This is a genomic window from Mycolicibacter sp. MU0102, from assembly GCF_963378105.1.
Taxonomy (GTDB): Bacteria; Actinomycetota; Actinomycetes; order Mycobacteriales; family Mycobacteriaceae; genus Mycobacterium; species Mycobacterium holstebronense.
This window is the reverse complement of record NZ_OY726398.1, coordinates 2,925,993-2,940,560: the sequence shown is the minus strand read 5'-3', so window position 1 is coordinate 2,940,560 and position 14,568 is coordinate 2,925,993. Positions and strand designations below refer to the sequence as shown.

The 14,568-nt window shown below is 66.5% G+C and carries 14 protein-coding genes; 11 read left to right on the top strand and 3 right to left on the bottom strand.

From position 1 onward, the window contains the following. Positions 1 to 147 precede the first annotated feature (147 nt). The 5 genes from RCP37_RS13775 (at position 148) to RCP37_RS13755 (ending at position 5,965) form a co-directional block, all read left to right on the top strand. Complete coding sequence (locus tag RCP37_RS13775; protein ID WP_308483637.1) at positions 148 to 1,551, top strand: PE-PPE domain-containing protein; 1,404 nt, start codon at positions 148 to 150, stop codon at positions 1,549 to 1,551. Between the two features lie 105 nt (positions 1,552 to 1,656). Continuing rightward, positions 1,657 to 3,105, top strand: a complete 1,449-nt coding sequence (locus tag RCP37_RS13770; protein ID WP_308483636.1) for a hypothetical protein — start codon at positions 1,657 to 1,659, stop codon at positions 3,103 to 3,105. A 149-nt stretch (positions 3,106 to 3,254) separates the two neighbouring features. Further along, on the top strand, positions 3,255 to 4,730 hold the full coding sequence (locus tag RCP37_RS13765) for an ammonium transporter (protein WP_308483635.1): 1,476 nt from the start codon (positions 3,255 to 3,257) through the stop codon (positions 4,728 to 4,730). After that, positions 4,636 to 4,974, top strand: coding sequence for a P-II family nitrogen regulator (locus RCP37_RS13760; protein ID WP_308483634.1), 339 nt, complete (start codon positions 4,636 to 4,638; stop codon positions 4,972 to 4,974). The genes RCP37_RS13765 and RCP37_RS13760 overlap by 95 nt, the downstream gene beginning before the upstream one ends. Before the next feature lie 55 nt (positions 4,975 to 5,029). Beyond that, positions 5,030 to 5,965, top strand: a complete 936-nt coding sequence (locus tag RCP37_RS13755) for a [protein-PII] uridylyltransferase family protein (RefSeq protein WP_308483633.1) — start codon at positions 5,030 to 5,032, stop codon at positions 5,963 to 5,965. 744 nt (positions 5,966 to 6,709) lie between these two features. Here RCP37_RS13755 and RCP37_RS13750 read toward each other — a convergent pair. Then, the gene (locus tag RCP37_RS13750) at positions 6,710 to 7,888 is read right to left on the bottom strand and encodes a PPE family protein (RefSeq protein ID WP_308483632.1); all 1,179 of its coding nucleotides are present in this window, start codon (positions 7,886 to 7,888) and stop codon (positions 6,710 to 6,712) included. Between the two features lie 33 nt (positions 7,889 to 7,921). After that, entirely contained in the window at positions 7,922 to 8,740 is an 819-nt protein-coding gene (locus RCP37_RS13745) for a PPE family protein, SVP subgroup (RefSeq protein WP_308483631.1), read from the bottom strand. A gap of 339 nt (positions 8,741 to 9,079) precedes the next feature. Between RCP37_RS13745 and ffh the strand changes: the two genes are divergently transcribed. Together ffh and RCP37_RS13735 are read left to right on the top strand one after the other, a co-directional pair. Then, positions 9,080 to 10,639 (top strand): signal recognition particle protein, encoded by a 1,560-nt coding sequence (ffh, locus tag RCP37_RS13740; protein ID WP_308483630.1) that lies wholly within the window; start codon positions 9,080 to 9,082, stop codon positions 10,637 to 10,639. A gap of 1 nt (position 10,640) precedes the next feature. Then, a complete protein-coding gene (locus RCP37_RS13735; RefSeq protein WP_308483629.1) occupies positions 10,641 to 11,708 on the top strand; it encodes an amidohydrolase family protein in 1,068 nt (355 codons plus the stop codon). A 79-nt stretch (positions 11,709 to 11,787) separates the two neighbouring features. Here RCP37_RS13735 and RCP37_RS13730 read toward each other — a convergent pair whose 3' ends face one another. After that, positions 11,788 to 12,657 carry a D-alanyl-D-alanine carboxypeptidase family protein gene (locus tag RCP37_RS13730; protein ID WP_308483628.1) on the bottom strand — a complete coding sequence of 290 codons (870 nt, stop codon included), beginning with the start codon at positions 12,655 to 12,657 and terminating at the stop codon, positions 11,788 to 11,790. 37 nt (positions 12,658 to 12,694) lie between these two features. Between RCP37_RS13730 and RCP37_RS13725 the strand changes: the two genes are divergently transcribed. The 4 genes from RCP37_RS13725 (at position 12,695) to rimM (ending at position 14,561) form a co-directional block, all read left to right on the top strand. Next, positions 12,695 to 13,114 (top strand): nuclear transport factor 2 family protein, encoded by a 420-nt coding sequence (locus RCP37_RS13725; protein WP_308487087.1) that lies wholly within the window; start codon positions 12,695 to 12,697, stop codon positions 13,112 to 13,114. A gap of 168 nt (positions 13,115 to 13,282) precedes the next feature. After that, positions 13,283 to 13,777, top strand: a complete 495-nt coding sequence (rpsP, locus tag RCP37_RS13720) for a 30S ribosomal protein S16 (protein ID WP_308483627.1) — start codon at positions 13,283 to 13,285, stop codon at positions 13,775 to 13,777. Between the two features lie 8 nt (positions 13,778 to 13,785). Then, positions 13,786 to 14,028, top strand: coding sequence for an RNA-binding protein (locus RCP37_RS13715; protein ID WP_019736217.1), 243 nt, complete (start codon positions 13,786 to 13,788; stop codon positions 14,026 to 14,028). A gap of 11 nt (positions 14,029 to 14,039) precedes the next feature. Further along, positions 14,040 to 14,561, top strand: coding sequence for a ribosome maturation factor RimM (rimM, locus tag RCP37_RS13710; protein WP_308483626.1), 522 nt, complete (start codon positions 14,040 to 14,042; stop codon positions 14,559 to 14,561). Positions 14,562 to 14,568 lie beyond the last annotated feature (7 nt).

Sequence of the window (14,568 nt, the reverse complement as noted above, 5' to 3'; positions counted from 1 at the left end):
CACTTTACTTGGACGGTGTTCCGCGCTGCGATTCGGGGAAGCTAAGAGCCTAAATAGTTATCACACCCCAATAACAGGGGTTATGTCAATCTGGCTGGCTTTCCGTGGAACGACTGACTAAAACTGTTGCGGGTGGTCTAATTTCGGGTGGGGTTCCGCGGTCGGCGGTGCGTTGAAGAGCTTTTCAAGGGGTTTGGCATGGCTGGTGTCTCCGCGATGACCGGTCCGCAGCTGGGGCGTTCGTCCCGCCGTGGTCGAGCAGTACTCACTGTCGTAAGCATTCTCGTCGTCTGCGCCGGCCTGGGAGGGCTTGGTATCGGGTCCCCGCCGGCTCCGCGGTCCTCGGCCGCCGCGTCCGCGGATCTGCAACTGGCAGCCGGTCAGATCGCGTTCGTCATGGGAGGCAGTGGCATTCCGTTGCCGCCGGACGGTTACGTCAACGCGGCCAACCTCCTATACCTGCAGCCCCACGGCTTTACCGGAACGGCGCAGTCACTGTTCACGCCCCAGCTGTACTTCCCGGGCAACCTCTCGGAAGCTCAAGGCGCCCAGATCCTCGCGGATGCGATCGAGAAGCAGATCGCCGGTGGAGGCGTGAACGCCGAGAATCCGTTGTACGTGTTCGGGTACTCGCAGAGCTCGGCCATGTCGTCGATGACGATGGAACAACTTCACCATGACGGCGTGGCGGCCGAGGACATTCATTTTGTGTTCGTGGGCAATTCAGCGAATCCCAACGGCGGGCTGGTCGAAATGCTCAACATTTGGGGTGGAAACCTCAGTTTTTGGAATGGGCTGACCCTTGGGCATCCGACGCCGGACTATTTCACTACCGACGTCTACACGATGGAATACGACGGATTCGCCGACTTTCCGCGTTATCCGCTGAATCTGCTGGCAGATCTTAATGCGATTGCGGGCATGTTTCTGCTGCACGACGGATATTTCGGACTGAGCCCCGACGACATTGCCAACGCCATTCACCTGGAGACGAGCGGGGACAGTCTCACCAACTACTACATGATCCCTACCGAGACTCTGCCGTTGTTGGACTTGCTGCGGGTGAACCCGATCTGGGGCAACCCGCTGGCCGACCTGTTGGAGCCGAGCATGCGCATCCTGGTCAATCTCGGCTATGGCAGTCTCACCGAGGGCTGGAATCAGGGTCCGGCCAACGTGCCCACGTCGTTCAGCTTCGACCTGTTACCCAGCAACATCAGCTGGGACCAGGTCAACGCCGCCCTCACGGATGCGTGGTCGCAGGGCGTCCAGGCCGCCATTCGCGACCTACAGGATCCGGCGAACTACGTATTCGGGTCGTTCATGGAGCAGGAACCGTTTTCGCTGCTGTGGAATGCAGCGCAACGCGTCTTGTTTGATATCCAGGACCCTGCGCCGCTGTTCGGCGGGCTGTTCGGTGGTTCGGCGACGGCGACTGAACCCGGCGATGGTGCGGACTTTCTGAACTCCGTCGCGTCTGTTGTGGACGGAAATCTCGGCCTGTCCTGGATCTCGGATTTACTCGGCTTCGACTCTCTCACCCCCGCCTAAGTCGGGTTCCGCCATCGGCACTGACCAGCCGCAGAAAGGCCTATCGAAATGAATCGTCGTCTTCGTCGGAGCGCGGGGCAGCATGGACGTAACTCAACCGGTCGGATGAGTCGCGCCATCGGCGGCGCCGTGTCGGCGTTGGCGCTGGCACTGGCGCCCCTCACGACTGTGCCGGCGGCTCAGGCCGACTTCGACTTCCTGGACCCCGGCACCTGGTTCGACATGCCCGGCCTCAACCTGGCCGGCCTGGAAGCGGGCGATGTCGGCAGCGTCGATGCCACCTCGTTGGCGCAACCCGACCTGGCTGACCTCTACCAGGACAGCTTCTACCTCCCGATCCATGACGCCATGGAGAGCTTCCTGCACAACGTGGGCAACCAGCTGCTGATCGACATGATCAACGCGCCCTGGGTGATGACGTTTGGCAGGTACTTGATCGGCGACGGTGTCGATGGCTTCAACGGTCCCAACACCTCGTTGTTCGGCTGGCTTGGTTTGGGGGACCTCGGTGACGGCGGGTTCCTTTTCGGTGACGGCGGCGACGGCGCCGCCGGCGTAGCCGGCGTCAACGGCGGTGCGGGCGGTGACGGCGGCGATGCCGGATTGTTCGGCAACGGCGGTGCGGGCGGGCAGGGCGCCGCGGCCTACCTCGGGGCCGGCGGAACAGTGATCGAGGCCGGCGCGGGCGGCCAGGGCGGTACCGGTGGAATGTGGTTCGGCGACGGTGGTGTCGGCGGCCAGGGCGGTACTGGCTTCCACGACACCTTCGACGGAGGCTCGCTGCTCGCGCATACCGGCGGTGAAGGCGGTGCGGGTGGTGATGCCTTGTCCGGCTGGGGCTTCGGGGGCGCCGGGGGCCGCGGTGGCTCCGGCTGGGCCGGCGTCAACGGCCCCGACGTGACCGCATTGAACGGCGGTGCCGGTGGCAACGGCGGCGTGGGCGGTAATGCCGGGTGGCTCTTGGGCTTTAGCGGCAACGGCGGCGCCGGCGGCGTCGGCGGGGTGGGTGCGGCCGGCGGCATCGGTACCGCCAGCCAGCCCAACGGCGGTAACGGCGGTGACGGCGGCGACGGCGGGCGAGGCGGTGTTGCCGGCACCGGCGTCGGATGGATCGGCGCGGTCGGGCAGGCCGGTGACGACGGCGACGGTGGCGCCGGTGGTGCGGGTGGCGCAGGCCTGACTAACCCGTTCGGTATCGGGGGCCACGGTGGCAACGGCGGCGCGGGCGGGGCCGGCGGCGTCGGGACGACCGGTGGGAACGGCGGTGCCGGGGGAGTCGGTGGTGCCGGCGGCAGTGGCCGGGTAGGCGCCGACGGCGGCGACGGCGGAAACGGCGGCGCCGCAGCCGATCAGATCGGCAGTTCCGGTGGCCGCGGCGGTAACGGTGGCGCCGGCGGCAACGGTTCTTTGGGCGTCGGCGGCGACGGCGGTGACGGTGGCAACGGTGGTTCCACCGGAGGTATTACCGGAGGCGCGGGCAAGCCCGGCGGGTCCAACGTCGACGGCACCGGTGGTGCCGGTGGTGCCGGGGGCGCTCCCGGCGCACGTCCCTAGGCCTTTCCTGCCGTCTTCCTGGCTCACCGCTGTGAGCAGCTGGTCACATATCTGCAACGGAGCAGCGCTTTCGCTGAAACAACTGTTGCGCATGGTTATGACCAGCCTGGTTCATACCGCAACCGGTCGCGGCGGAGGAGGTTTGGTGCATGGATCAATTCCCGGCGATGGGGGTGCCCGACACCGGCGACACAGCTTGGATGTTGATCAGCGCCGCCCTGGTGCTCTTGATGACACCCGGACTGGCCTTTTTCTATGGCGGCATGGTTCGGGTCAAGAGTGTCTTGAACATGATCATGATGAGCATCAGTGCCATGGGTGTGGTGACCGTGCTCTGGGTGCTCTACGGATTCTCGATCGCTTTCGGCGATGATGTCGGCAACGTCGCGGGAAACCCAACTGATTACTGGGGATTGAAGGGCCTGATCGGGGTCAACGCGGTCGCCGCCGATCCGGCCAGTGGTACGCCTGCGGTAGAAATTCCGCTCGTCGGCACGGTGCCAGCGACCGTTTTCGTGGGATTCCAGATGATGTTCGCGATCATCACGGTCGCGTTGATCTCTGGGGCGGTGGCGGACCGGATGAAGTTCGGCAGCTGGTTGTTGTTTTCCGCTCTGTGGGTAAGCGTCGTGTATTTCCCTGTCGCCCACTGGGTGTTTGCATTTGACGACGGCACCGCCCCGCACGGCGGTTGGATCGCCAACAAGCTTCATGCGATCGACTTTGCGGGCGGCACCGCGGTCCATATCAACGCGGGCATGGCTGCCTTGGTGCTGGCGCTCATCCTCGGCAAGCGCCAGGGATGGCCTGCCCTTCCGATGCGGCCGCACAATCTGCCGTTGGTGATGCTGGGGGCCGGCCTGTTGTGGTTCGGGTGGTACGGATTCAACGCCGGATCGGCGGTGAGCGCCAATGGTGTTGCCGGTTCGACTTTCATCACCACGACGGTGGCGACAGCCGCTGCGATGCTGGGCTGGCTGCTGGCCGAGCGGATCCGCGACGGCCACGCCACCTCGTTGGGCGCAGCGTCGGGAATCGTGGCCGGGCTGGTGGCGATTACGCCGGCGTGCGCGTCTGTCGATGTTGTCGGCGCGCTGGTTGTCGGCGCGGTTGCCGGCGTCGCCTGCGCACTGGCAGTGGGCCTGAAATACCGTTTTGGCTTTGATGATTCGCTGGATGTCGTCGGAGTGCACCTGGTCGGCGGTCTTGTCGGAACCCTGTTGGTGGGCCTGGTCGCGGCGCCGACCACCGCGGCGATCGACGGTGCGTCCGACGTGTCGCCAGGCTTGTTCTACGGCGGCGGCTTCGATCAGCTGTGGCGCCAACTCATTGGCGCGTCCAGTGTTGCGCTGTACTCGGCGGTGGGAACCGCGATCTTGGCCTTGATCCTCAAATACACCATCGGACTGCGACTGGACGCCGAGGATGAAGCGTCGGGAATCGATGAGGCCGAGCACCTCCAAAGCGGTTACGACCTCGTGAGTGCCGGCAGTGCTGTTCTTGCCTACTCGGCTGAAGACAGGAGAGAAGATGAAGTTGATCACCGCGATCGTGAAGCCGTTTACGTTGGAGGACATCAAGACTGGCTTGGAAGGGGCCGGAGTCCTGGGGATGACGGTCAGTGAGGTCCAGGGATACGGACGGCAGAAGGGCCACACCGAGGTCTACCGGGGTGCCGAGTACTCGATCGATTTCGTTCCCAAGGTGCGGATCGAAGTGCTGGTCGACGACTTCACAGTCGACAAGATCGTCGAGATCATCGTGCGAGCGGCACGTACCGGCAAGATCGGCGACGGCAAGGTGTGGGTCAGCGCGGTGGAGTCCGTGGTCCGGGTGCGCACGGGCGAACGCGGCGCCGACGCGGTATGAGTCGGTAGTGCGATCCGAGCCGATGTAGACGGCCATGAACCGCGGGGGTCCAACCTTGAGCCCTGAGCAGCGTCGACCCGGCTGCTCCGCAACCGACCTGGCCGCTGTCCGGGCGGCACTGCGGTCCACCACGTCAGCGCAATGGGATTCGGTCGCACTGCGGCAGATATGGCGCCAGGTGCACGAGTCGTGGTTGGCCGCCAAGGCGAGCGAGATCGGGGTCGTGGCCGGAAGTGGTTTCGCGGTTGTTGCCACCGGTTCGCTGGGCCGCGGCGAGTTGCTTCCGCACTCGGACTTGGACCTGCTGCTGGTGCACGACGGCATGCCTCCCGATTCGGTGCGGCGGACGGCGGAGCTGCTCTGGTATCCCTTGTGGGACGCCAATGTTCGTCTCGACCACAGCGTGCGCACAGTTCCGCAGGCGCTGCGGGTCGCAGACTCCGATATCCTCGCCGCTCTGGCCATGCTGGACGCACGCCATATCGCCGGCGATGAGCTGCTGTCGACACGCCTGATCGCCGGCGTCCGACAGCAATGGCGCCACAGGATCGGCACCCGTTACGCCGAACTCGTCGATGTGACACACGCCCGGTGGCAGCGCAGCGGGGAGATAGCGGGTAGCGCCGAACCCGATCTGAAATGTGGCCGAGGTGGCCTGCGTGACGTTCAACTGCTCGATGCGCTGACGGTGGCCCATGTCTCCGGCGGTTGGACCAGGCGTCGGCCGGATGGCATCGGGAGTTCGTTGCGCGGTGCCTATCGCACGGTGCTGGACGTGCGTACCGAACTGCACCGGGCGGGCGGGCGCGCCTACGATCTGCTGTCGCCCCAGTACGCCGACGAGGTCAGTGCCGCGTTGGAGCTCGGCGACAGGTACGAGTTGTCGGCCAGGCTCTTCGATGCGGCGCGCACGATCAGCCGGCGTGTCGACGCCGTGCTGAGTGCCGTCACAGTGTCGCCGAGGCACGGGATGTCGGCTTTGGGGGCATGAGAGCCGCCGAATTGAACAATTTGCTAGCGGCGCACAGCGTGGTCGCGATGTCCTCGTCTCCGTAGTTATTACTTGCCCCAATTACGGCGTAAATATCCCCATTTCAATGATTGGCATTCGAGACGTGCGGCCTGGCGGTATTGGGCCGGACGCCGTCTTGGGGCAATAAAAGGCCGCGTTTCTGTCGTTCGATCGGAATTGTTTTCCACTGATTTAGAACGTCAGGCGATATAGGCGGGCGGGTCGCGCCGATATTCTTCGGCGGCTTTCGGGGTTGTAAGTACGGGAGCCGCGGTCATCCCGAGAGATCGTCCGCATGCCCCGGGGTGGCTACGAGCTGCAGAGACTCAGACGGATGTCAGGAAGATTCAGATCTATGCCAGGAACGAGAAGTACGTTTTGTGAAGGGGGTGAAACACGGACGAAACATAGGGATTGCGATGAGACGCTTCGGCAGGATGACGGCCGCGCTGTTGAGTACAGCAGGCGCAGCTTTGGTAGTCGGATTCACCGGAGCCGGAGCAGCCGGCATCGCGCAGGCATCGCCTGTCCCTGTGAGTGGTGTGGCCCCCTTGCCGGGTGTGACACCCGTCAGCCCCCAGACCTGCATCATCGGCCTGAACTGCGGCTGCATCCGGGGCCGCACCTGCCCCGCGGACCGGCGGAAGCACGCGGTGCGCCCTCCTGAGGCGCGGCTCGACGGGGCTCCCGCATTTGCCGGCGACCAAGAGGGCGCACCCGGTCTTACACCAGCACCTGTTTCGGCATTACCGTAGGCCGGAAGCCGTAGCGCGGGCCGCCGGAACCGAGGCCGCCCCGTCCACCGGCGCCCATCGGAGCCATTCCGGCCGGCACGGCGTGCATGCCAGCGGTCTCTTCTGCGGCAACCGTCCAGCCCGAGCCCGTCGATGCGGCCAGCTGAGTGCCTGCCGCGCCCGACCAGCTGGCCGGGACCGACATCCCGCCCATCGTGGACGCCTGACCCAGGCTCGCCAGGACCGGAGTTCCGGCGGCAGCCACCGCGCCCACTGGTTGCGTCATACCCGCCAGAACCCCCGATCCCAGTCCGGCGGCAAGGCCGTCCATGCCCGTGACGTCGGACGCCAGGCTGGCCGGGCCCGCCAGGGCCAGCGTGTGCCCCAGTGATACCGCCGTCGGGATGGCGGTGGCGGTGAACCAGGCGGCGGTGTTCACCCCGCCGTTGATGGCATTGGCGAACAAGGGGGTTCCTAACAAGACGTCGATCGCGTTCACCAGTGTCGGCTCTGATGCCCCTGTCAGCGGTGCTAGCAGCGATTGCAGGGCCCCCTGTAGTGAGGTAAGCGATTGAGTCAGCTCCTGCTGGAGCCCACCAGTGGCACTGCCGGCAGTGGCGACCGCCGCGCCAACCGGGTTAGTGGTCTGCGGCGCCGGAGTCATCGGGGTGAGCGCAGCAGCGCTGGATGACGCGGTGCTGTAGCCGAACATGGCCATGGTGTCCTGCGCCCACATCTCCATGTAGTGGGCTTCGGTGGCCAGGATCGCCGGGGTGTTCACCCCCAGGAAATTCGACGCAACCAATGCCGCCAGCTGGGCCCGGTTGGCGGCGATGATCGCGGGAGACACGACCGTCGCGCGGGCGGCCTCGAACGCTCCTGCTGAGGCCATCGCCTGCGAACTGGCCTGGTGGGCGGCCGCCGAAGTGGTCTGCAGCCATGACAGATAGGGCGAGACCGCGCTGGTCATGGCAGCTGAGGCTGGGCCCGTCCAGTCTCCGCCGACCAGCTCGGAAACCACCAGCTGGGCTGAGGTGGCCGACGCCTCCAGCTCGGCGGCCAGACTGCCCCACGCCGCGGCGGCCGACATCAGCGGTCCGGAACCGGCTCCGCTGTACATCCACGCAGAGACGATCTCCGGGGGGAGTGCTCCGAAATCGAATGACATATGTATTCCCCTTCTCGTTGGTGGGGCGGGTTGCTAGACGGCGGTCGGCTTGGGCATGACGGTGTGCTTTACGCCGTAGCGCGGGGCGCCGAACTTCCCGACGCCGCGGTCGCCGGCTCCGGCTGCCGCCATGGCCGCCGGCACGGCCGCCATGGTGGGCATGGAGTGCGGTGTAGCCATGCTGCTCGCAGCCGCCAAACGGGCTGGGGCAGCGGTCGCGGCCGCCACGGGCTCTGTTCCCCAGCTGGGCGGTGCGGACAAGGAGCCGACCGTGGTGGCCTGTGCCATCCCGGCTGCCACCGGCATCGCGCCGATGCCGGCCATTGACGCAGGTGCTTCGTAGCCCACAAGTCCGGCGGCGCCTTCGGCGGCGACCTCTTCGGGGAAGTCCAGCAGACCACCACCTGCCAGGCCAAGCACGGCCGAGCCGGCCGAGGCCCAGTTACCCATACCGATGTTTTCGATGTTGGCCAGGTTGCCCGAGAGCAGGGAACCACTGCCGCTGGACGGCACACCGAGGACATTGGTCAGGAACCACTGCAGGCCCGAGTCCATCGACGATGTCGCCTGGTTGGTCGCCTCGGCAGTGCCATAGGCCCCGGCGTTCTGTCCGAGGACCTGCACCAGCTGCTGGTGAACGGCTGCCGCCTGCTCGCTGATCGACTGGTAGAGGTTGCCGTAGGTCGCGAACACCGCGGCCTGCAGCGCAGAGACCGGGTCGGTACCGGCCGGCGCGATCACCGTGGTCGGGATCGCCACCGCGCCGCTCTCGGCGGACAGGGCTTCGCCGATACCTGCGAGTTGACCCGCGGCATGCGTCATTGATTCGGGGAGTGTTTTCACAAACGACATGCATCCTCCTCGCAGGAAGCCGGACCAGAATGTGATGGTCCGACGAGCCGGTCTTCGATGCTGTGAAGCCTTGCAGGAATCGGAGAGCTTAAGTAGATCGGTAACGTTTTCTTAGCGGCTGTGCGCTAATCCTTAACGGCAGTAGTCCGATTGTGAAAGCTCGGAAACCGCCGTTTAACGGATAAGAATTGCGGCATTAACTGTGCAATTTATCTAACGTTGCGGTTACAATTTGCGCGCCGCGGATATCGGACGTGCCAGCGACCCTCCGCCTGCTCGGGCCACCCCATGTCGCCTCGGCCCGCCCGCCCGCGCTGAGACCAGATATAGGCTGGCGGCGTGTTTGAATCCCTCTCCGACCGGTTGACCGGGGCCCTGCAGGGGCTGCGCAGCAAGGGCCGTCTCACTGACGCCGATATCGATGCCACCGCCCGCGAGATCCGGCTGGCCCTGCTGGAAGCCGACGTGTCGCTGCCGGTGGTGCGCGCATTCATCGGCCGGATCAAGGACCGTGCCAAGGGCGCCGAGGTCTCCGGTGCGCTCAACCCGGCCCAGCAGGTCGTCAAGATCGTCAACGAGGAGCTCATCGGCATCCTCGGTGGGCAGACCCGGCAGCTGGCATTCGCCAAGACCCCGCCGACGGTCATCATGCTGGCCGGTCTGCAGGGTGCGGGTAAGACCACGCTGGCCGGCAAACTGGCCACCTGGCTGCGCGGCCAGGGACACACTCCGCTGCTGGTGGCCTGCGATCTGCAACGCCCCGGCGCGGTCAACCAGCTGCAGGTCGTCGGGGAGCGCGCCGGAGTCACGGTGTTCGCCCCGCATCCGGGGACCTCGGTCGCCGGCGACACCGGCACGCCGGGCGACCCGGTCGCCGTGGCCGCAGCCGGCCTGGCCGAAGCCAAGGCCAAGCACTTCGACGTCGTCGTCGTCGACACCGCCGGGCGCCTGGGCATCGACGAGGAGATGATGGCCCAGGCCGCCGCCATCCGCGATGCGGTGCAGCCCGACGAGGTGTTGTTCGTCCTGGACGCCATGATCGGCCAGGACGCGGTCACCACCGCCGATGCGTTCCGCGAAGGGGTGGGCTTCACCGGGGTCGTACTCACCAAGCTCGACGGCGACGCCCGAGGTGGTGCGGCACTGTCGGTGCGGGAGGTCACCGGCGCGCCCATCCTGTTCGCGTCCACCGGCGAGAAGTTGGAAGACTTCGACGTCTTCCACCCCGACCGGATGGCCAGCCGCATCCTGGGCATGGGCGACGTGCTCAGCCTTATCGAGCAGGCCGAGCAGGTCTTCGACGCCCGCAAGGCCGAGGAAGCAGCAGCCAAGATCGGTTCCGGAGAGCTCACGCTGGAGGACTTCCTCGAGCAGATGCTGGCGATCCGCAAGATGGGTCCGATCGGCAACCTGCTGGGAATGCTGCCCGGAGCCGGCCAGATGAAGGACGCGCTGGCCGCCGTCGACGACAGTCAGCTGGACCGCCTGCAGGCCATCATCCGCGGCATGACGCCGGCCGAGCGGGCCGACCCGAAGATCATCAACGCCTCCCGGCGGCTGCGCATCGCCAACGGTTCGGGGGTCAGCGTCTCGGACGTCAACCAGCTCGTCGACCGGTTCTTCGAGGCCCGCAAGATGATGTCGTCGATGATGGGCGGCCTGGGTCTGCCCGGAATGGGCCGCAAGAGCTCCAACCGCAAGGCCAAGGGTAAGGCCGGAAAGAAGGGCAAGGGCCGCGGCCCGACCCCGCCGAAGATGCGAGGCATGTTCGGTCCCGGTGGCCCGGGGATGCCCGCCGGCTTCCCTGACCTGTCGCAAATGCCCGAGGGCCTCAACGAGCTGCCCCCCGGGCTGGCCGACTTCGACCTGTCCAAGCTGAACTTCCCGGGCCAGAAGTAATTTGGCGCTCCACGTTTCCGGTCGCGGGCTGCCCGACGAACAGCCTGTCGAGTACTGGATCGTCGACGGCACGATCAGCCTCGAGCCGGTCGACGGCGCTGAGACCGTCTTCTCCGACGGCTGGATCATCCCGGGCCTGGTCGACGCGCACTGTCACGTCGGGATCGGGCCGGGTGGGCCGGTCGACGTCGACGAGGCGGTGCGCCAGGCTGAGACCGAACGGCGTGCCGGGGTACTGCTGATCCGTGACGCCGGTTCACCGGTCGACACCCGCGCATTCGACGACCGTGCCGACCTGCCGCGCATCGTCCGCGCCGGGCAGCACCTGGCCCGGACCAAGCGCTACATCCCCGGACTGCCGATCGACGTCGACGACGAGACACAATTGCCGGAAGCCGTTGCCACTCAAGCCCGTCGCGGCGACGGCTGGGTGAAGCTGGTGGGGGACTGGATCGATCGGGGTGTCGGCGACCTCGCGCCGCTGTGGTCCGACGACGTACTGAAGTCGGCCATCGACGCCGCGCACGCCAACGGCGCGCGGGTCACCGCGCACGTCTTCGGCGAGGATGCGCTCCCCGGTCTGATCAATGCCGGCATCGACTGCATCGAGCACGGCACCGGCATCACCGACGACATCATCGAGCTGATGCTGACCAACGGCACGGCCCTGGTGCCCACGCTGATCAACATCGACAACTTCCCGGGTATCGCCGAATCGGCGGCCAAATACCCGACCTACGCCGCGCACATGCGCGCGCTGCACGCCAGCTGTCGATCGCGGATCGGTGCGGCTCGGGAAGCCGGCGTGCCGATCTACGCCGGCACCGATGCCGGTGGAATGGTGGCCCACGGCCGGATCGCCGACGAAGTCGACGCCCTGTCCGGGGTTGGCCTCAGCCGCACCGAAGCACTGGGTGCGGCCTGCTGGGATGCCCGGCGCTGGCTGGGGGCACCGGTGCTGGAGCAGGGCGCGCCGGCCGACCTGGTCTGTTTTGCCGACGACCCGCGCGACGGCCCCGAGGTGCTGAGCCGTCCCGATCTGGTGATGCTGCGCGGCCGGGTCTACTAGCTAACCGGCGCCGAACGTGCACACAGCGCGATATTTCCGGCGATTTCTCGCGCTGATTACACGTTCGGCGATGCTCGACCTACAGGCTCCCGACGCTCGACATCGGCGACTGCGCGAAACCCCAATCCAGTAGGGCGGCCGCCTGGTCCCAATAGGTCGGCCCGCCCTCATGGATGAGTCCGTACATCATCGCGACCACCAACCGCCGGCCGTCGCGGGCCGCGCCGCCGACGTAGGTCTTGCGGGCAGCGTCGGTAAAGCCGGTCTTGCCGCCGAACGCCCCCGGGTAGCGGGCCAGCAGTTCGTTCATGTTCACGATCGGACGCTCCCCGGCATCGGTGGGGAACGTCGCCGCGGGCTGCGCGGTGATCTCGGCGAACACCGGGTTGGCCATCGCCGCCCGGAAGATGGCCGCCAGGTCGTGCGGGGTGCTCGCGCCCGGGCCGCCGGGGCCGTCCAGCCCGGACGGTGTACTGGCGTGGGTATCGGTCGCCCCGACCGCAGCGGCCTTGGCGTTCATCTTCGCCACCGCCGCTTCCGGCCCACCGAGCATGTCTGCCAGTGCGTTGGCGGCGTCGTTGCCCGAAACCAGCAGCAGGCCTTCCAGCAGCTGCCGTGCGGAGTAGCTGTGGTCGGCCTTGACCCCGACACAGTTGCACTCCACGTGGGTGTCGGCCGGGGTGGCGACCATGGTGTCGTCGAGATTCAACTCGTCGAGTACCACCAGTGCCAGCAGAACCTTGATCGTGCTGGCCGGGGGAGTCGCGGCGTAGCCGTTCTGCTCGGCGAGCACCTGCCCGGAATCCAGGTCGGCGATCAGCCAGTTCGGGGCCGGGCCGACCGGCACCGGCGCCGAGCCGAGGGGCTGTGCAGCGTCGGCGTGGGCAGTCACGGCGGGAGAGGCGAACATTGTTGCGAGAGCCGCGATTGCGGCCAAGATTTTCCGCATGGCGGCCTACCTTACCGCTGTGGTGTTCAATCGAGGAATGCTGAGCCAACAAGAAATTTCGGACCGTTGGGAGATCCAGCAGCTGCTGGTCGACTACTCGACTGCGATCGACACCCGCAACTTCGACGGTCTAGACGCGGTGTTCACCCCCGATGCCTACATCGACTACCGCGCCCTGGGCGGTATCGACGGGCGCTTCCCGGAGGTCAAGGCTTGGCTGGCCGAGGTACTGCCCAAATTCGCCAACTACGCCCACATGCTGGGTCTACCGGCGATCCGCGTCGACGGCGACAGTGCCACCGCACGCACCTTCTGTTTCAACCCGATGGTGTTCAGCGGGGAGAACGACCCCATGATGCTGGTGGGGCTGTGGTACGACGACCAGTTCGTCCGCACCGCCGACGGCTGGCGGATGAGCCGGCGTTCCGAAATCAAGTGCTTTCAGAAGATGCCCTGAGGCGATTTCTGCTGACCGGTCTGCTTCTGGCACAATGGGCGGCTGTCCGCCGTGCGATGCGACCCTGTTGGGGCTCCGCGCGGGGTGACGCAACCACGCGAGGCAAAACCGGATGTGGGCAATCCCGCCCGCATCGCTGAATTGCAGCGTGATATCGCAGGAGTATTCATGGCTGTCAAGATCAAGCTCACCCGCCTCGGTAAGATCCGCAACCCGCAGTACCGCATCGCGATTGCCGACGCGCGCTCCCGCCGGGACGGCCGCGCCATCGAGGTCATCGGTCGCTACCACCCGAAGGAAGAGCCGAGCCTGATCGAGATCGACTCGGAGCGCGCCCAGTACTGGCTGTCGGTCGGTGCCCAGCCCACCGAGCCGGTGCTCAAGCTGCTGAAGATCACCGGTGACTGGCAGAAGTTCAAGGGCCTGCCCGGCGCCGAGGGCCGCCTGAAGGTCAAGCCGGCCAAGCCGAGCAAGCTGGAGCTGTTCAACGCCGCGCTGGCCGAGGCCGAGGGTGGCCCGACCACCGAGGCCACCACCGCCAAGAAGAAGAAGGCGCCGGCCAAGAAGGCTGAGAAGGCCGACGACAAGGCTGAGGCTCCCGCCGAGGACGCCGCCGCCGAGGCTCCCGCTGCTGAGGCCGCCGAGTCGGCCAGCGAGAGCTGACCGCGGCGATGAGTGCCGTGGTGGCAGACGCTGTCGAGCACCTGGTGCGCGGCATCGTCGACAACCCCGATGACGTACGAGTCGACATGGTGACCAACCGCCGTGGCCGCACCGTCGAGGTGCATGTGCACCCCGACGACCTGGGCAAGGTAATCGGTCGCGGCGGTCGCACCGCCACTGCGTTGCGCACCCTCGTCGCCGGTATCGGTGGACGTGGTATCCGCGTGGACGTGGTGGACACCGACCGGTAGTCGACCGGCTCATGGAGCTGATAGTCGGGCGTGTGGTCAAGGCCCACGGCATCAGCGGCGAACTCGTCGTCGATGTCCGTACCGACGATCCCGAAATTCGGTTCGCGCCGGGTGCAACTCTGCACGCCCGTAAGTCGGGTGCGCCGCAACGCGACTACGTCGTCGAGGCGGCGCGCCCGCATGGGGCACGCCTATTGGTGCGGTTGGCCGGGGTCGTCGACCGTGACGGCGCCGACGCGGTTCGCGGCAGCGTTTTCGTCGTCGATTCTGCGGAGTTGCCGCCGATCACCGAGCCGGACACCTACTACGACCATCAACTCGAGGGTCTGCAGGTGCGCACCGTGGCGGGGGAGGAGATCGGCACCGTGACCGAGGTGTTGCACACGGCTGCCGGCGAACTGCTCGCGATCAAACGGACCGGTGGTCGGGAATTGTTGGTGCCGTTCATCGCTGCGTTCGTGCCGTCGGTGTCGCTGGCTGAGGGCACCGTGCTGATCGACCCGCCCGACGGGCTGCTGGAGCTGGACGGGTAAAGCGCGG